Here is a 17,815-nt window from a genome sequence, read left to right as displayed (position 1 = left end):
ACTCCTTCGCCTCTTGCCGGCCTCTTCCCGGCTCTTCCCGGCCTCTCCGGTCTCCGGCTCTTCCCGGGCCGGAGCGATCGAACTCTTCTCAGGCCAGCGTGATCGATCCGTCCGCGACCGTGATCCGCTTCGAGGGCAGGGCGACGGTCGCCGGACCGCCCGTCGGCTCACCCGTCGCCGGATCGAAGGTGGACTGGTGGCACGGGCAGGTGATCGCGCCGTCGGTCACCCCGCTCACCGCGCAGCCCTGGTGGGTACAGGTGGCGGAGAAGGCCTTGAACTGCCCCGCGGTCGGCTGGGTCACCACGACACCCTGCTCCGCGAACACCTTGCCGCCGCCCTCCGGGACGTCACCGGTGCTGCCTAGGACCGTGCCGCTCTTCGCGCCGGAGCTGTCGGAGTCGTCGGAGCTGTCCCCGTCCGAGGTGCCGGACGCCCCGCATGCGCTGAGGGCCGCCATCGCCCCGGCCGCGCCCACCGCGACCACCACGGCACGTCTTCCGGGCCGGGGCCCTTGCCCCTGCGGTCCACGTTCCGGCGTTCCGAGTTCCTGGGGAGCGTGTTCCTGCGGTGCGTGCTTCTGCGGTGCGTGTTCCTGCGGGGCATGTTCCTGCGGTGCGTGTTCCTGCGTCGTGCTCATGCGGGGGAATCCCTTCGCCTTGATGCGGGGCTGGACCACGGGAACGTACCGGCCCGGACCCGCGTTCCTGCGCGGCCGCCACTCACAGGTTCGGCCCGCCCGCGCCCGTACCGCGTCGCGCTCCGCATCCGTGCTCCCGCACCCCGAACCGATGCGACGCAACGGTCCACGAGTCCTCGGGCGCGAGGGCGGGGCGACGATGGAACGGACCCCCGGGGGCCTTCGTGGGACGGGAGAGACCGTGGTGCGCACCGATGTACTGATCGTGGGCGCGGGGCCGGTCGGGCTGACCGCCGCACTGGAGCTGCGCCGCCGAGGCGTCGCGTGCCGGGTGATCGACAGACTGCAGGCCCCGATTCCGCATGCGAAGGCGGTGGGAATCCAGCCGAGGACCTTCGAGCTGTGGGACCGCGCGGGAGTGATCGACGACGCCCTGGACGCCGCCGTCCCGATGCGCGGCCAGCTCGCCTACGTCAACGGCGAGGAGCGGGGCCGTATCGACCTGGAACTGCCGCCGGACGTGCCGTACACGTTCGCGTCGCTGCCCCAGTACCAGACCGAGCGGATCCTCACCGAACACCTGGAACGGCACGGCACCCGTGTCGAGCGCGGCACCGAACTGGTCACCTTCGTCCAGGACGACGGCGGTGTGTGGAGCACCGTCCTGACGGCGTCCGGCGCGACCCGGGACATCAGGTCCCGCTACCTCGTCGGGTGCGACGGGGCCCACAGCGCGGTCCGCAAAGGACTCGGGCTCACCTTCGAGGGCGGTGCGCTCGCCGAGGAGTACATGCTGGCGGACGTGGAGACCGACTGGAGCCTGCCCCCGGGGTACAGCGTCCGCTCGACGCACCTCGGCGACGACGGCATCCCCGACGACCTGCTCGTCTGCATCCCGCTGCCGGGCCGCTCGCGCTACCGGATGTCGATGCTGGTGCCGCCGGAACTCTCCACGGCGGCCGGCCCGCCGGGCCGGGTCGCCCACGGGGCGCAGGAGGGGCCGCGCCCCGAACTGGCCCACATCCAGGCCGTCGTGGACCGGCTCGCACCCGAACCCGCCACCGTCTCGGAGATGCGCTGGTCGTCCGTGTTCCGCATCAGCCACCGCATCGTGGACCGTTACGGCGAGGGCCGGGTGTTCGTCGCCGGCGACGCCGCGCACATCCACCCGCCGACCGGCGCCCAGGGCATGAACACCGGCATCCAGGACGCGGTCAACCTCGCCTGGAAACTGGCGCTGGCGACGGCGGGCCTCAACTCTCCCGCACTGCTGGAGAGTTACGACGTCGAGCGCAGGCCGGTGGGGGAGGAGGTCGTCGGCCGCACGGTTCGGCACGCCACCGGCGGCGGCGTGCAGGCCGACTCCGACGACCCGGCCCACATCATGATGCGCGAGGCCCAACTCCTCGTCGGCTACCGGGACGGCCCGCTCACCGGAGCGCTCGCCGGGGTGAGCGGCGCCCCCGACTCCGGTGACCGCGCACCGGACTGCGGAGGGCTCGTCGGCCCCCTCGCGACCTACCCGGTGCGGCTGTTCGACCTGCTGCGGCGCGGTCCGGACCACACCCTGGTGCTGTACGGGCCGGACGCCGCGGCGCTGGACCGGTTCGGCGGAGTCGTCGCCGAGGTCTCCCGGCGCACACACCGCCGGGTGCCCATCGTCGCGGTACTCGGCTCCGGCGGGCGGGTGGACGGGAACACCAGGGTCCCCGTATGGAGCGACAGCGGGGCGGAGTTCCGCCGCATCTACCGCACCAAAGGGCCCACCGGCTTCCTCGTGCGCCCGGACGGGTACCTCGCCCTGCGCCTCGGGCCCGACGCCGTACCGGAGCTGTCCGCCTACCTCTCCCGGGTGCTGCGGATCTGAGGCCGGGAGGTCACCGTCAACCCGGCGTGCTGGGTCGGGCGGCTACCTTCGGAGCGCCTCCGCGCCCGCGTACCGTGCGCTGCCGCCCAACTCCTCCTCGATGCGGATGAGCTGGTTGTACTTGGCGGTGCGGTCGGAGCGGGACAGCGACCCCGTCTTGATCTGCCCGCAGCCCGTGGCCACCGCCAGGTCCGCGATCGTGGTGTCCTCCGTCTCGCCCGACCGGTGCGACATGACGACGGTGTAGCCCGCGCGGTGCGCGGTGTTGACCGTGGCCAGCGTCTCCGTCAGGGTGCCGATCTGATTGACCTTCACCAGAACCGAGTTGGCGACGCCGGAGGCGATGCCCTCGCGCAGCAGGGACTCGTTGGTGCAGAACACGTCGTCCCCGGTGAGCTGGCAGCGCGACCCGACCCGCGCGGTGAGGTCCCGCCAGCCCTCCAGGTCGTCCTCGGCCATCGGGTCCTCGATCGACACGATGGGGTAGGTGTCGATCAACTCGGCGAGGTAGTCGGCGTTTTCGGCCGGGGTGCGCCGTACGCCCTCCCCGGCGTAGTCGTAGACGCCGTCGTGGAAGAACTCGGACGACGCCGGGTCCATGGCCAGGGCGATGTCCGTACCCGGGCGGTACCCGGTGCGCTCGACGGCGGCCACCACGAAGTCCAGAGCCTCCTCGGCCGTACGCAGGGACGGTGCAAAACCGCCCTCGTCGCCCACACCCGTGGAGTGCCCGGCGGCCAGCAGGTCGCGGCGCAGGGTGTGGAAGACCTCCGAGCCCATCCGGACGGCCTCGGCGAACGTGGCGGCGCCGACCGGGACGATCATGAACTCCTGGAAGTCCAGGGGATTGTCCGCGTGTGCGCCCCCGTTGACGATGTTCATCATCGGCACGGGCAGCAGCCGGGCGTCGGACCCGCCGAGGTACCGGTACAGCGGCAGACGGTGGGCGGTCGCCGCGGCCTTGGCGTTGGCCAGGGAGATGCCGAGGATGGCGTTCGCCCCGAGCCGGGCCTTGGTGGCGGTGCCGTCCGTGGCGACGAGGGCGGCGTCGAGGCCGGCCTGGTCCTCGGCGTCGCGGCCGATGACGGCGGCGGCAAGCTCCGTGTTGACGTGCTGCACCGCACGGTCGACGCCCTTGCCGTGCCAGCGGGCCGGGTCGCCGTCGCGGAGCTCGACTGCCTCGCGGGCCCCGGTGGAGGCGCCGGAGGGCACTGCGGCCCGGCCGAGCGAGCCGTCTGCCAGTTCCACGTCCACCTCGACGGTGGGGTTGCCCCTGCTGTCGAGTACCCGGCGGCCCGTGACGGAAGTGATGGCGGTCATGGGAGGAGTCCTTCCCGTTGGTCCACGCCGGGTCCTGCTGCGACGACGGTGGCGCTGAACCCGGCGAGCAATACTCTACAGCAATGCTGTGCAGTTGTGCTGAGCAGTTCTGCTGGACAGTTGTGCTGAACAGTTCTGCTGGTTAGTTGTGCCGAGTGGTTCAGCTGTGCGGATCGGTCTTCGCCGCCTGCGATAAAGTGCGGTATGCCCCTCCCGGAATCCGCCGCCGTCGCTGCCGAACTGCGCACAGCGATGGGAAAGCTCACCAGGCGCGTGAAGCTCGAAGACCAGATGCCGCTCGGCCAGGTGGCCGTGCTCGGCGAGCTGGACCGCAACGGCGCCATGACGACCAGTGAGCTCGCGACAGGTCAGCGGGTGCGTCCGCAGTCCATGGCGCGGGCCGTCGGGCTGCTCATGGAACAGGGGTTGATCACGCGCCGCGCGCACCCGACCGACGGCCGCAAGAGCCTGGTCGATCTCTCGGACGCGGGGCGGGCGCTCCTGGAGGAGGAGCGGGAGCGCAGGGCCGACTGGCTCGCGCGGGCCATCGATGCGGAACTGACGCAGGAGGAGCGGGAGTTGCTGGCGCGTGGGATCGGGCTGGTGGAGCGCCTCGCGTCACACTGAGAGGCGTTCCGTACGAAGAGCCGCATGACGGACGCCGCAGCTCACGGGGTGGCCTGCAGTCGTCGGCGTACCCGGACCCTTGTCGGACCCCGCTGCTACGTTGGCGTGAGGATCCAGGTTCGACAGGTTCGACCTCCGGAGAGGGCGCATGTACGACGAACGGCTCGCCGAGTTCTCCCGCGAGCGGCTGGACGGCCGTCCGATACCCGACGATCTGCGTGTGCTCCTGGTGGCGCAGTGGGAAGGCCGCACCGACTTCGCCCGTGTTCTCGGTCTCGAGTTCTTCGGGACGGGAGAGGTCCACCCGCTCCTGGACACCAGCTATCTGAGCGAGAAGGAGCTCGCGGACCCGGAGATGCAGGCCGTCAACGCCGCTGCCGCGGAGATGGCCAGATACGTCAAGCTCGTGGCGAAGGGCGGAAAGGGGTGGGTCGGCTACTGGCTGCACCCTGACGAACCCGCTGACCGCGGCTGGCAACCCATGGAACTCGACACCGAGTTCACCTTCTGGACCATGACCGGCCGCACCCTGACCGAGGGGGTCGCCGCCGAGCGGGCGAGCTACCAGGACGAGCCCGACGAGCGCGACGCGTTCACCCGACTCGCCACCGAACTCGTAGAGCTCGGAGTGCCGTTGAATACTCCGGACTACGACGCCCTGGACGAGGCCGAGTGGCGGGTGGACCCGGAGAAGCTCATGGAGGAACTGACCGAAGGCGAACGCGAGAAGCGTGGTCTCCGCTGAACGGGGAGAACCCTGATCACGCCTCGCAGCGGAACTTGTCCCAGGAGTCCCGGAGCCCCAGGAGTTCCAGGGGTTCCAGGAAACCGGAGCGGAATCGAATGAGCACGCTTGAGCGCCTCGGAGAGCTCTGTCCCCCTCCCGCCGCCCGGCAGCCGCCCGTGGACTGGGCGCGCGTCGAGTCCGTGCTGGGCACGCCGCTTCCCGACGACTACAAGCAGCTCACCACCGTGTACGACCCCGGTTGTTTCGCGGGCTACCTCTGGATCTACGATCCCCGGCACACCTCGGTCCACGTCAATCTGGTCGGCCCCGCGAGCGACCGGCTGCGCGAGCAGATGAGGTCCGACCATGCCCGGGGGATCTGCCCGGCGCCGGTGGACCCCGCGCTTCTGCTTCCCTGCGGTGGTACGGACAACGGTGAGCGAGTGTTCTGGGTGCGGGATCATCGGGGGCGGCCGGACGCCTGGACGATCGCGGTCAACGAGGCGCGCGGGCCGCGCTGGTTCACCTTCGCCGGGAACCTGACGACGTTCCTCGTCTCCGTGCTGGGCGGAGAGACGGCGGTTCCGCAGTTTCCGGGGGATCTCCTGGACGGCGGTGGCGACTTCGTGCCCTCGGATCTCGACCAGTGGTATCCACCGATGCCGTCGGTGCGGCCGCCCGTCGACCTGGAGGCCATCCGGGCGTGGGGCCGCGCGAACGGATTCGACGTACCGACGCGCGGAAGGGTACCGGCCGGGCTGCGAGAGGCCTGGGAAGAGGCTGCCGGGTGCGGTTCCGGCGGGTTCCCGATGGGCTGAAGCCCCGTTCACGGCCGTAGGTTCCAATGCCGGATGCCGGATGCCCGGCCGGTCACCCGAACCCCGGACACGCCGAAGGCCCGGCCGGGGAGTTCCCGGACGGGCCTTCGGAGAGTGCAGCGGGTGTGTGATCAGCGGCCGACCGCGTATCCCTGCATGCCGCGCGGGTTGGCGGCGGCGGACAGCACGCCCGTCTCGGGGTCGCGGGCGACGGCGCAGAGCCGGCCCTCCGACCAGGCATTGCCGACCGTGACCTCGTGGCCCCGGCGGCGCAGCTCCTCCACGACCTCCGGGTCCATGCCCTCCTCGACGGTGACGCTGCCGGGGCGCATGCCGCGCGGGTAGAACGAGCCCGGGAAGCTGTCGTTGTGCCAGTTGTGGGCGTCGACCGCGCCCTGGAGGTCGAGTCCGCCGCGCACCCGGTCGCGCAGCACGGCCGCCAGGAAGAAGTGGACCTGCCACTGGTCCTGCTGGTCGCCGCCGGGGGTGCCGAAGGCCAGCACCGGGACGCCGTCGCGCAGGGCGAGGGACGGGGTGAGGGTGGTGCGGGGGCGGCGGCCGGGGGTGAGGGTGTTCGGCAGGCCCTCGTCCAGCCAGGCCATCTGCAGCCGGGTCCCGAGCGGGAAGCCCAGCTCCGGTATGACGGGGTTGGACTGGAGCCAGCCGCCGCTCGGGGTCGCCGAGATCATGTTGCCCCACCGGTCGACGACGTCGACGTGGCAGGTGTCGCCCCGGGTGGCGCCGTCCTTGGCGACGGTCGGCTCCCCGACACCCGCGGCGGCGAGGCCCATGGCGTCGAAGCCCGGCTCGCCGGCGGCGACGGCGGAGGCGTGCGTGCTGAGGACCGGGGTGCGGCCGTCGGGGCTGCCCGGACGCAGCTCCCGCGAGGCGCGGTCGGTGATCAGGGCGCGGCGCTCGGCGTTGTACTCGGGGGAGAGCAGGGTCTGAAGGGGCACCTCGGCGGCGTCCCCGTACCAGGCCTCACGGTCGGCCATGGCGAGCTTGCAGCCCTCGATAAGCAGGTGCACGTACTCGGCGGAGCCGTACGCGGGCAGCTCCTCGGGGAGCAGGGCGAGTTGCTGGAGGAAGGCGGGGCCCTGGCTCCAGCCGGCGGCCTTGGCGAGGGTCCAGCCGTTCCATTCGTACGTGGCGGGGGCCTCGTACGTGGCGGACCAGCCGGCCAGGTCCGCGGCGGTCAGCGTGCCGGTGTGCCGGGTACCGGTGGTGTCCATGGTGGGCCGGGCGGCCTGCCTGACCATCGCCTCCGCGATGAAGCCCTCGCGCCAGATGGTCCGGGCGGCTTCGATCTGCGCGACGCGGTCCTCGCCGCCGGTCTTCTCGGCCTCGTCGATGAGCCGGCGCCAGGTGGCGGCGAGCGCGGGGTTGCGGAACAGCTTGCCCGGCTGCGGGGACGTCCCGTCGGCGAGGTAGACCTCGGCGGAGGACTTCCACTCGTTCTCGAAGAGCTCCCGGACCGTCTCGACGGTCTGGCCGACGCGCTCGACGGGCGCGTGGCCGTCCTCGGCGTACCCGATCGCGTACCGCAGCACCTCGGCGAGGGTCCGGGTGCCGTGGTCGCGCAGCAGCACCATCCAGGCGTCGAACGCGCCGGGGACGGCGGCGGCCAGCGGGCCGGTGCCGGGGACCAGCTCCAGGCCGAGGGAACGGTAGTGGGCGGCGCTCGCACCGGCGGGGGCGGGCCCCTGGCCGCACAGCACCCGCACGTCGCCGTCCTTCGGCGCCAGGATGATCGGCACCTCGCCGGCGGGGCCGTTGAGGTGGGGTTCGACCACGTGCAGGACGAAGCCGGCGGCCACGGCGCCGTCGAAGGCGTTGCCGCCGCTCTCCAGGACCGCCATCGCGGACTGCGAGGCGAGCCAGTGGGTGGAGGACGCCATGCCGAAGGTGCCCTGGAGGGTCGGGCGGGTGGTGAACATGGATGCGGCTCCTTGCTGCTGCGTGCGGGTGCGCGTGCGAATGCGGTGTTCGAGTGGTGGTGCGCGGAGGATACGGGGGTGGCTACGGGGTCTCCGCGGCCGCCCCCGTGGTCGTGTCCGGGGCCGGTACGTCCGCGGCCGCGTCCGGGGACGTACCGTCGTCCGCGACCAGGTGGCAGGAGACCTGCCGGCCGCCGGGCAGCTCGCGCAGCGCGGGCACCTCGGTGCGGCACCGGTCGGTGGCCAGCGGGCACCGGGTGTGGAAGTGGCAGCCGGACGGCGGGTCGAGCGGGCTGGGGAGCTCGCCGTTGAGCACGATCCGCTTGCGCGAACGCTGGTCCACCGGGTCCGGTACGGGCGCCGCGGACAGCAGCGCCTGGGTGTACGGGTGCTTCGGCGAGGCGAACAGCTCGGCCGTCGGGGCCTGCTCGACGATCTTCCCCAGGTACATGACGGCGATGCGGTCCGCGAGGAACTCCACGGCCGCCAGGTCGTGGGTGATGAAGAGGCACCCGAAGCCGCGGTCGCGCTGGAGGTCGGCCAGCAGGTTGAGCACCGAGGCCTGCACGGAAACGTCGAGCGCCGAGGTCGGTTCGTCCGCCACCACCAGGTCGGGGTCGCAGGAGAGCGCGCGGGCGATGGAGATGCGCTGGCGCTGACCGCCGGAGAGCTCGTGCGGGTGCCGGTCGGCGTGCTCGGGGCGCAGACCCACCTGGGCGAGGAGCTGCTCGACCCGGGTCCGCACCGCCTCGCCGCGTGCGATCCCGTGCAACCGCAGCGGTTCGCCGATGATCTGACCGATCGTCATGCGCGGGTCCAGCGAGGACGACGGGTCCTGGAACACCAGGTGGAAGTCCTTGCGCAGGGGGCGCAGCGCGCGGCGGGACATGTGGGTCACGTCGGTGCCGTTGATCTCGACCGTGCCACCGGTCGGCTCGTCGAGGCGTACCGCGCAGCGGCCGACGGTCGACTTGCCGCTGCCGGACTCGCCGACGAGGCCGACGACCTCGCCGTGCCCGATGGTGATCGAGACACCGTCCACGGCCCGTACGGTGCCGCCGCCGGACGCGCCGAAGTGCCTTTCCAGGGAGGTGATTTCCAGCACCGGGCCCTGCGGGTCCGAGGGGGCGCCGCTCGCGCGGGGTGCGGGGACGGTCTGCGGAGTGGTCACTGTCCGGTCTCCTGGTCGGGGCGCGCGGCGCCGGCCGGCACGGGGGTGGAGGTCTCGTCCGCGGTGAACGGGTGCCAGCAGGCCGCCCGGTGGGACGCGGCCGTACCGGCCGAGAGGTCGACCGAGGAGGCGACGGAGTCGAAGCCGGGCCGCTTGCCGGTGCAGATGTCGTCGGCACGGGCGCACCGGGGTGCGAACGTGCAGGCGTCGGGCCGGGTGTCGAGGTTCGGCACCATGCCGGGGATCTCGGGCAGCCTGCGCTTGCCCTCGCCGCCGGGCCGGAGCACCGCGCCCAGCAGGCCCCGGGAGTACGGGTGCCGGGCACCGGCGAACAGGTCGTGCACCGGGGCCTGTTCGGCCGGACGGCCGGCGTACATGACCAGCACGCGGTCGGCCGCGTCGGCGACGACTCCCAGGTCGTGGGTGACCAGGACGATCGCGGTGCCGAGGCGGTCCCGCAGCGACTGGAGCACGTCCAGGATGCCCGCCTGCACGGTGACGTCGAGCGCCGTCGTCGGCTCGTCGGCGATCAGCACCGACGGGTCGCAGGCGACGGCGATGGCGATCATCACGCGCTGGCGCATGCCGCCGGAGAGCTGGTGCGGGTACTCGTCGACCCTGCGGTGCGGGGCGGGAATGCCGACCAGGGCCAGCAGTTCGACCGCGCGCGCCTTGGCTTCCTTGCGGCCCAGACCCTGGTGCCTGCGGATCACCTCGCTGATCTGCCGGCCGATGGTGAGGACCGGGTTCAGCGAGGTCATCGGCTCCTGGAAGATCATCGCGAGGTCCTTGCCCCGGATCTTCTGGAGTTCCTTCTCGGGGGCGCCGACCAGCTCGCGGCCGTTCAGCCGGATCGATCCGCCGATCCGCGCGGTGGGCGGCAGCAGGCCCATGGTCGCCATCGACGTCACGGACTTGCCGCAGCCCGACTCCCCGACCAGCGCGAGGACTTCACCGCGCGCGAGGTCGAAGGAGACCCCGTCGACGGCGTGCACCGTGCGGTGCTCCGAGGGGAAGGCGACGGTGAGATCGCGGACGCTCAGCACGGGTTCGCCGCCGGGGCCGGTGTCCCGCGCGGGAGGGGAGAGGGTCTCGGTCATCGGGTGCCTCCGCGGGGGTCGAGGACGTCACGCAGTCCGTCGCCGAGCAGGTTGAACGCCAGCGTCGCGGCGACGATGGCCAGGCCCGGGAAGACGGCCAGCCACGGCGCGAGCGCGAGGAAGGACTGGGCGCCGGAGAGCATCACGCCGAGCGAGGGCGCGGGCGGCTGCACACCGAGGCCGAGGAAGCTGAGCAGCGCCTCGCTGATGATCGCGGCGGGGATGCCGACCGTTGCCTGCACGATGAGCGCCGAGGTGGCGTTCGGCAGGATGTGACGGAACAGGACCGTTCCGTCGCCGCCGCCGTTGGCCACCGCCGCGGCGACGTAGTCGACGTGCTTCAGCCGCAGCGTCTCCGCCCGCGTGATGCGGATGACCGCGGGGATCTGCGAGATGCCGATGGCGATCGTGGCGTTGGTCAGCGACGGGCCGAGGATCGCGGCGAGCCCGACGGCCAGCACCAGGAACGGGAAGGCGAGCATCGTGTCGGTGATCCGGGACACCACGCTGTCCGTGAGCCGCCCGTAGTAGCCGGCCGCGAGACCCAGCGGCACGCCGATCAGGAAGGCCAGCACCACGGCGAGCAGTCCGACCTGCATGGACGCCCGGGTTCCGTGGATGATCCGGGAGAGCTGGTCGCGCCCGAGATCGTCGGTGCCCAGCCAGTGCGACCAGCTCGGCGCGTCCAGGACATTGGTGAAGTCCGGCTGCGCGGGGTCGTACGGGGCGATCAGCGGCGCGAAGAGCGCCGTGAGGACGAAGACGGCGGCGATGATGCCGCCGATCAGCGCGAGGCGGTTCTTGCGCAGGGCGCGCAGCTTGCCGCCGCCCGCCTTCCGCGTGGTGGCCTGCGCCGGGGTGGCGAGTGCGGTCGTCACTTGGCACCTCCGAGCCGGATACGCGGGTCGATGACCGAATAGACCACGTCGACCAGCAGGTTGATGAGGATGTACGCGGCGGAGGTGCAGAGCACCACGGCCTGGAGCGTGGCGTAGTCGCGGGTGAAGACGGCGTCGATGGTGAGCTTGCCGAAGCCGGGCAGCACGAAGATCTGCTCGGTGACCACGGCCCCGGAGATCAGGTGGCCCAGCTGGAGGCCGAGCACGGTGACGACGGTGACCAGCGAGTTGCGCAGGGCGTGCCCACCGACGACCGCGCGGCGGGAGAGCCCCTTGGCGCGGGCGGTGCGGACGTAGTCCGCGGAGAGCGAGTCGAGCATCGCACCCCGTGTCTGGCGCATCACCACGGCGGCGAGGCCGGAGCCGAGGACGATCGAGGGGAGCACCATCCGGCGCAGGTTGTCGAGTGGATCGGTGCCGAACGGTACGTAACCGGAAGCCGAGAACACCGGTATGGCGATGGCGAATCCGAGCACCAGCACGATGCCGAGCCAGAAGGTCGGGATCGAAAGGCCCACCAGGGCGATGGCGTTGGCCAGCCACTCCTCCGGCTTGCCGCGCCGGACGGCGGCGATCACGCCCGCGCCGATCCCGATGACGATCGCCAGGAGCAGCGAGAGCGCGGCGAGTTCGAGGGTGACCGGGAGGGCCTGGCCGATGGCCTGGGAGACCGGGAGGCCGGTGCGCGACGAGGTGCCGAGGTCCCCGGTGAGGGCGTGACCGATGAACCGGCCGTACTGGACCACGATGTTGTCGTTGAGGCCGTACGCCTCACGGATCGCGGCGAGCGCCTCGGGGCTGCGCTCCTCGCCGGCGAGGGCGAGCGCCGGGTCGCCGGGGAGCGCCCGGATTCCGGCGAACACCACGATGCTCACGAGGATCAGGGTGATGAGCGACTGGCGCAGGCGCGTCAGCAGGAATTTCGTCAACGGATGTACCCCGCGTTCGTGACCCGGACCAGTCCGTCGCCGAAGACGCGGATGCCCGCGACGTTCTTGGAGGCGACGACGTAGTTCTTCTGCCGGTAGAGGTAGATCATGGAGTGGTCGTCCTGGACGCGCTTGGTGATCTCGTCGTAGATCTCGGTGCGCCGGGCCGGGTCGGAGATGGAGCGGCCCTCGTCGATCAGCTTGTCGAGGTCCGGGTCGCCGATGCCGTAGGCGTTCATGGCGCCCGCGGTCCTCAGGAAGTTGGAGACGTTGCCGTCCGGGTCGAGCCGGCCGGACCAGCCGCTGGTGAAGATGTCGTAGTCACCCTCGTCGGTCTCCGAGATCATGGTCGTGTACTCGGTGGGACGCAGGGAGAGTTCAAAGCCCGCCTCCTTGACCATGGCCTGGAGCACCTGGCCCACGCGGCCCTGCTCCGGGGTGGTGGAGGTCTTCAGCTCGACCTTGACCGGGAGCTTCACCCCGGCTTCCTTCAGCAGCTTCTTGGCCTTGGCGACATCGCGCTTGGGGCAGTCCTCGGGCTTGACCCCGGGGGCGATGCCGGACTGCGGGGAGATGGGGCCGCAGGCCGGTTCGTACATGCCCTGGAAGACCACGGTGTTGAGGAGGTCGCGGTCGATGGCGAGATCGAAGGCCTCGCGGACGCGCACGTCGGAGGCGAGCGGGGTGTCGATCTTCCCCGGCTTCTCACCGAGACCGTGCACGTTGCCCACGTTGACGCCGATGCCCTGGAACCCCAGCGAAGGAGAGTTGAAGAGCTGGAGGTTCGGCTCGGTGAGCGCGCTCTGCACGTCGACCGGGCCCATCTGGTCGCCGATCTGGACGTCGCCCGAACGCAGGTTGGCGAGACGGACGTTGCCGTCGGATATCGGCTTGTAGACGACCTTGTCGAGGTGGACCTTGTCCGCCGCGTAGTAGTTCGGGTCCTTCTCCAGCACGATCCGGTCGCCGCCGACCCGCTCGACGAAGCGGAACGCGCCGACGCACGACGGGTGGTTGGTGAAGTCCTTGCCGTACTTCTTCAGCGCGGTCGGGGACATCACCATCCCGGCCCGGTCGGCGAGAACGCCGGTGAGCGGCGTGTACGGGTGGTCGAGCGTGATCCGCACCGTGGACGAACCGACGGCCACGGCCTTCTTGACCGGGCCGAGCTCCGTGGCACGCGCGGAACCGGGCAGGTCGCGGTGGCGCAGCAGGGAGGTGACCACGGCCGCCGCGTCGAGCGGGGTGCCGTCGCTGAACTTCGCGCCCTGACGGATGGGCAGGGTGACGGTCAGTCCGTCCGCCGAGACCTCGGGGAGCGCCGTGGCGAGCTGCGGCACCAGGGTGCCGTTCTCGTCGATGTCGTAGAGCTTCTCGCACATGCCCGCGAAGACAGTGCGGCCCACGAGGGTCTGGGCAAGGCTGGGGTCGAGTTTGTCCGGGTCGGAGTTGAGCGCGACGGTGAGCGTCCCGCCGTCGCGTACGGGCCGCTCATCGGTTTTCCGTACGCCTCCGACCTCGGTTGCCGAGGACTGCAGCGACGTGCAGCCCGAGACGAGTGACACCAGCGCAACTGCCACGAAGGCAACCGCTTTTCGGCGCACGGGGGCCTACCTCCCACCTGGGGGTCATCAAGGAATATCGCAGACCGTATTTCGCATACAGTCAACAAGCAAGGCCGTTGTCCGCATCCCGGACACTTTCGGTGCAGAGGGCAACTTCGTTATGGGGGAATGTCCCTTATCGGGGTGAAATCAGGGCGGTTGTGGTGCGCGGCGGGGAGTGTGAGCCCGCCGTGTCCGTCGCGTCCGCGCACGGGTGCGTACCGCTGCGCCCTCGCCTCCGCCTGTGGACGGCTGCGAACCCGCACTTCCGTCGCGTCTGTGCATGGCTGTGCCCTCACCTCCGTCGCGTCCGCGCGCGGCTGCCCCCTCGCCTCCCCTCTGCGCGCGGCTGGGCCCTCGTCGCCGCCTCCCGCGCGGCCCCGTTCTCACCGGACCGTGCGTTGACACCCGCGGGGCTTTTGGCGATGCTCTCGGAGAGCGCTCTCCACGCCCTGCGGCGAGCGACTCGCGAGGGGGAACTCGGTGAAGCAGGAAGAGATCGACCGGCTGCTCGACACGCTGGACCCGCGCCAGAAGGTACGGCTGCTCACCGGCGCGACCACCTGGCGCACCGCGGACGAGCCCGCCGTGGGGCTGCGCGGGATGACGATGTCCGACGGGCCGGCCGGGGTACGCGGGGAGAGCTGGGACGAGCGGAACACCTCCGCGCTGCTGCCGTCGGCTTCCGCCGTCGGCGCGATGTGGGACGAGGAACTGGCCGAACGCCTGGGCGGGCTGCTCGCCGCCGAGGCGAAGCGCAAGGGCGTGGACGTCGTACTGGCGCCCACCCTCAACCTGCACCGGTCCCCGCTGAGCGGCCGCCACTTCGAGTGCTACTCCGAGGACCCCGAGCTGACCGCCCGTACCGGCGCCGCCCTGATCCGGGGCATTCAGGCGCAGGGCGTCGCCGCGACGGCCAAGCACTATGTCGCCAACGACTCCGAGACGGACCGCCTCACCGTCTCCGTCGACCTCGACGAGCGCACCCTGCGCGAGGTCTACCTCGTCCCCTTCGAAGCCGCCGTGCGCGCCGCCGGGGTACGGGTGGTGATGTGCGGCTACAACGCGGTCGACGGCACCACCCTGGCCGAGAGCCCGCTGCTGGCACGGCCGCTCAAGGAGGAGTGGGGCTTCGACGGCGTCCTCGTCTCCGACTGGGGCGCGGTGCGCTCCACCGTGCCCGCCGCCCGCGCGGCCCTGGATCTGGCGATGCCCGGCCCCGAGAGCCCCTGGGCCGACGGCCTCCTCCGGGCGGTCGAGGACGGACACGTCCCCATGGCCGCGATCGACGACAAGGTGGCCCGGCTGCTGCTGCTCGCCGACCGGGTCGGCGCACTCGACCCCGCGGCCCCGGCAGCCCCCGCGCTCCCCGCGGAGCCGCCGCAGCCCGCGCCGCTCCAGTCGTCCCAGCCGTCCCAGCCGTCCGCGTCGCTCCCGTCGCTCCCGTCGCTCCCGTCGCTCCCGTCGTGCCCGTCGTGCCCGGAGGACCCAGGCGCCCTGCTGCGGCGCGCGGTCGCGGCCGGATGCGTGCTCCTCGGCAACCGGGACGTGCTGCCCCTGGACCCGGCCTCGCTCACCTCTCTCGCGGTGATCGGGGCACAGGCGGCGGACCCCCGGGTGCAGGGCGGCGGCAGCGCGGGCGTCCACCCCCGGCACGTCTCCACCCCGCTCGACGCACTCCGCGACGCGCTCGCTCCCACCACACGGGTCGTGCACGCGCCCGGCCCGGCCCTGGGCGCACCCCCCTCCCTCGGCGGCCCCGGGTGCCACGACCCGCGCGACGGCCGGCCCGGCGCACTGCTGCGGGTGCTCGGCGCGGACGGCGCCGAACTGTACGCCGGGCACCGGGAGTCGGGCCGCCAGATCGAACCCCCTCTGCCGCCCGGCGCGCACACCGTGGAGATCAGCGCCCGGCTGCTCCCCGGTACGGGCGGCGCCTGGACCTTCGGCGTCGGGGGGTTCGGCCGGATGAGCCTCACCGTCGACGGGACGCCGCTGGTCGACGGGGTGTTCCCGCGCGAGACCGACGACCCGGCCGTGGTGCACGTCAACCCGCCGAGCCAGTACGGCGGGGCCGAACTCACCGCCGGGCGGCCCGTCCTGGTCGTGGCCCGCCGCGAACTCGCCGACGGGACCGGCCGCGCCACCCTGGTGACGGCCGAGCCCCCGAGGCCCGACCGCGCGACCGCCCTGGCGGAGGCGGTGGACGCGGCCCGCGCGGCCGACGCGGCCGTGGTGTTCGTGGGCACCACGCAGGACAGCGAGTCGGAGGGCCACGACCGGACCACCCTCGCGCTCCCCGGCGACCAGGACGAACTCGTCCGCGCGGTGGTCGCCGCCCAGCCGCGTACGGTCGTCGTCGTCAACTCCGGCGGCCCGGTGGAGATGCCGTGGCGGGACGCGGCTCCCGCCCTCCTGCTGACCTGGTTTCCGGGGCAGGAGGCGGGGACCGGGCTGGCCGACGTCCTGTTCGGCGCCGCCGAACCGGGCGGCCGGCTCCCGACCACCTGGCCCGCCACCCTCGCCGACGCCCCGGTCCGCGCGGTCCGGCCGGTGGACGGCGTACTGCGGTACACCGAGGGCCCGCACATCGGCCACCGCGCCTGGCTGCGCGAACACCGCACCCCCGCCTACTGGTTCGGCCACGGACTCGGGTACACGACCTGGGAGTACGAGAGCGCGTCCGTACCCCCGGCGACGGAGGCGGCCGACGAGGAGACGGCCTTCACCGTCTCCGTACGGCTCCGCAACACCGGTGGCTGGCGGGGCCGGGAGGTCGTGCAGGTGTATCTCGCCCGGCCCGGCTCGGCGGTGGAACGCCCCGTGCGGTGGCTGGCCGGATACACCGCGGTCGAGGCCGGTCCGGGCGAGACCGTCACCGCCGCCGTACGCGTACCGCACCGCGCCCTGCACCACTGGTCCCCGCAGGAGCGGGGGTGGCTCACCGAGCCGGGCACGTACGAGGTGTACGCGGGGCCGTCCGCCGGGCGGCTGCCGCTGGCCGCCACCGTGGACGTCCCCCGCACGACGGCCGGAGGCGCGCTCGGAGAGCGCTTCCCGTACCGCTGACGGGCGTTCGCGGACCGCCGGTAGGGTACCGGCATGACCAGAAGCGCCCCCAGGCTCGAAGACGTCGCGCGGGAGGCGGGCGTCTCCCGCGCCACCGTGTCCCGCGTGGTCAACGGCATCCGCAACGTGGACCCGGCCATCCAGGAAGCGGTACGGGACGCCATCGCGCGGACCGGCTACGCGCCCAACGGCGCCGCCCGGGCCCTGGTGACACGGCGGGCCCGTACCCTCGCCCTCGTGGTCTCCGGTGCGGGGGACGACTCCGAGGACGGCCAGAACCTCTTCGCCTCCCAGGCGCTGGCCGACCCGTTCTTCGGACGGGTCGTCAGCGGGGTCGTCGGCTTCCTGCGGCCCCGGTCGATGTACCCGGTGCTGATGTTCGCGGAGACGGACGCCGCCCGGCGCGAAGTGGTGGAGTACCTCCGGCAGGGCCGGGCGGACGGCGCGCTGATCTTCTCCACGCACGCCGAGGACCCGCTGCCCGCCCTGCTGGCGGCCGAACGGCTGCCCTGTGTGCTCTTCGCCCGCCCGGGGGTTCCGGCGCCCGTGACCTACGTGGACCTGGCGCACCGGGACGGCGCCCGGCTTGCCGCCGAACACCTGCTGGCCAGGGGGTGCCGCCGCGTCGCCACCATCACCGGACCGCTGGACCTGCCGGCCGCCCAGGACCGGCTGGCCGGGTTCCGCGAGACGATGGAACGCCACGGCCATCCGTACGTACCCGTCGCCGAAGGCGGGTTCACCGCCGAGAGCGGGGCGTCCGCGCTCCGTCGGCTGATGCGCGAACACCCCTCCATCGACGGGGTGTTCGCCGCCAACGACGTGATGGCGCGAGGCGTCTGCGAGGCCCTGCGGGAGCTCGGACACCGCATCCCCGAGGACGTCGCGGTCGTCGGGTTCGACGACTCCAGCGCCGCGATCGCCGCGGAACCGCCGCTCACCACCGTCCGGCAGCCGATGGAGGAGATGGCGGCCCGCATGGCGAGCCTGCTCCAGGAGGAGATCGAGGGCACGCGGACCGAGCCCACCGCCGTCATCTTCGACCCCGAACTCGTGGTGCGGGCCTCCGCCTGAGCGGACCCGGGGTGGCCGCCGGCCCTCCGGCGG

Annotated in this window: 14 protein-coding genes; 6 read left to right on the top strand and 8 right to left on the bottom strand. The window is 72.3% G+C overall.

Going from position 1 to position 17,815, the window contains the following annotated elements:
* Positions 1-88: 88 nt before the first annotated feature.
* On the bottom strand, positions 89-640 hold the full coding sequence (locus ACWCWD_RS24845; RefSeq protein ID WP_450775728.1) for a Rieske (2Fe-2S) protein: 552 nt from the start codon (positions 638-640) through the stop codon (positions 89-91).
* A 199-nt stretch (positions 641-839) separates the two neighbouring features.
* Between ACWCWD_RS24845 and ACWCWD_RS24840 the strand changes: the two genes are divergently transcribed.
* Complete coding sequence (locus tag ACWCWD_RS24840; RefSeq protein ID WP_450775726.1) at positions 840-2,507, top strand: FAD-dependent monooxygenase; 1,668 nt, start codon at positions 840-842, stop codon at positions 2,505-2,507.
* A 42-nt stretch (positions 2,508-2,549) separates the two neighbouring features.
* On the opposite strand, the gene eno is transcribed toward ACWCWD_RS24840, so the two are convergent.
* Entirely contained in the window at positions 2,550-3,827 is a 1,278-nt protein-coding gene (gene eno, locus ACWCWD_RS24835; RefSeq protein WP_450775724.1) for a phosphopyruvate hydratase, read from the bottom strand.
* 204 nt (positions 3,828-4,031) lie between these two features.
* On the opposite strand from eno, the gene ACWCWD_RS24830 reads away from it, so the two are divergent.
* The 3 genes from ACWCWD_RS24830 to ACWCWD_RS24820 all read left to right on the top strand — a co-directional run bounded on the left by ACWCWD_RS24830 (position 4,032) and on the right by ACWCWD_RS24820 (position 5,999).
* On the top strand, positions 4,032-4,454 hold the full coding sequence (locus ACWCWD_RS24830; protein ID WP_450775722.1) for a MarR family winged helix-turn-helix transcriptional regulator: 423 nt from the start codon (positions 4,032-4,034) through the stop codon (positions 4,452-4,454).
* Between the two features lie 148 nt (positions 4,455-4,602).
* Positions 4,603-5,199 carry a hypothetical protein gene (locus ACWCWD_RS24825; protein WP_450775720.1) on the top strand — a complete coding sequence of 199 codons (597 nt, stop codon included), beginning with the start codon at positions 4,603-4,605 and terminating at the stop codon, positions 5,197-5,199.
* A gap of 98 nt (positions 5,200-5,297) precedes the next feature.
* Positions 5,298-5,999 carry an Lsr2 family DNA-binding protein gene (locus ACWCWD_RS24820; protein ID WP_450775718.1) on the top strand — a complete coding sequence of 234 codons (702 nt, stop codon included), beginning with the start codon at positions 5,298-5,300 and terminating at the stop codon, positions 5,997-5,999.
* Positions 6,000-6,130: 131 nt separating this feature from the next.
* Here ACWCWD_RS24820 and ACWCWD_RS24815 read toward each other — a convergent pair whose 3' ends face one another.
* From ACWCWD_RS24815 to ACWCWD_RS24790, 6 genes are all read right to left on the bottom strand, one after another.
* Entirely contained in the window at positions 6,131-7,936 is a 1,806-nt protein-coding gene (locus ACWCWD_RS24815; RefSeq protein WP_450775716.1) for a gamma-glutamyltransferase family protein, read from the bottom strand.
* An 82-nt stretch (positions 7,937-8,018) separates the two neighbouring features.
* Positions 8,019-9,041 carry an ABC transporter ATP-binding protein gene (locus ACWCWD_RS24810; RefSeq protein WP_450775798.1) on the bottom strand — a complete coding sequence of 341 codons (1,023 nt, stop codon included), beginning with the start codon at positions 9,039-9,041 and terminating at the stop codon, positions 8,019-8,021.
* 62 nt (positions 9,042-9,103) lie between these two features.
* Positions 9,104-10,207, bottom strand: coding sequence for an ABC transporter ATP-binding protein (locus tag ACWCWD_RS24805; protein WP_450775714.1), 1,104 nt, complete (start codon positions 10,205-10,207; stop codon positions 9,104-9,106).
* Positions 10,204-11,085, bottom strand: coding sequence for an ABC transporter permease (locus ACWCWD_RS24800; RefSeq protein WP_450775712.1), 882 nt, complete (start codon positions 11,083-11,085; stop codon positions 10,204-10,206). Before ACWCWD_RS24800 ends, ACWCWD_RS24805 begins: the two co-directional genes overlap by 4 nt.
* Positions 11,082-12,035, bottom strand: a complete 954-nt coding sequence (locus ACWCWD_RS24795) for an ABC transporter permease (RefSeq protein ID WP_386890004.1) — start codon at positions 12,033-12,035, stop codon at positions 11,082-11,084. The genes ACWCWD_RS24800 and ACWCWD_RS24795 overlap by 4 nt, the downstream gene beginning before the upstream one ends.
* Positions 12,032-13,615 (bottom strand): ABC transporter substrate-binding protein, encoded by a 1,584-nt coding sequence (locus ACWCWD_RS24790; protein ID WP_450775710.1) that lies wholly within the window; start codon positions 13,613-13,615, stop codon positions 12,032-12,034. The genes ACWCWD_RS24795 and ACWCWD_RS24790 overlap by 4 nt, the downstream gene beginning before the upstream one ends.
* Positions 13,616-14,122: 507 nt before the next feature.
* Between ACWCWD_RS24790 and ACWCWD_RS24785 the strand changes: the two genes are divergently transcribed.
* Both ACWCWD_RS24785 and ACWCWD_RS24780 read left to right on the top strand, forming a co-directional pair.
* Positions 14,123-16,708 carry a glycoside hydrolase family 3 C-terminal domain-containing protein gene (locus ACWCWD_RS24785; protein ID WP_450775708.1) on the top strand — a complete coding sequence of 862 codons (2,586 nt, stop codon included), beginning with the start codon at positions 14,123-14,125 and terminating at the stop codon, positions 16,706-16,708.
* A 33-nt stretch (positions 16,709-16,741) separates the two neighbouring features.
* Positions 16,742-17,782, top strand: coding sequence for a LacI family DNA-binding transcriptional regulator (locus ACWCWD_RS24780; RefSeq protein WP_450775706.1), 1,041 nt, complete (start codon positions 16,742-16,744; stop codon positions 17,780-17,782).
* The last annotated feature ends 33 nt before the right edge of the window (positions 17,783-17,815 follow it).

Source organism: Streptomyces sp. NPDC001493 (assembly GCF_053597235.1).
The sequence above is the reverse complement of the archived record's forward strand: the minus strand, read 5'-3'. Positions and strand labels throughout refer to the sequence as shown.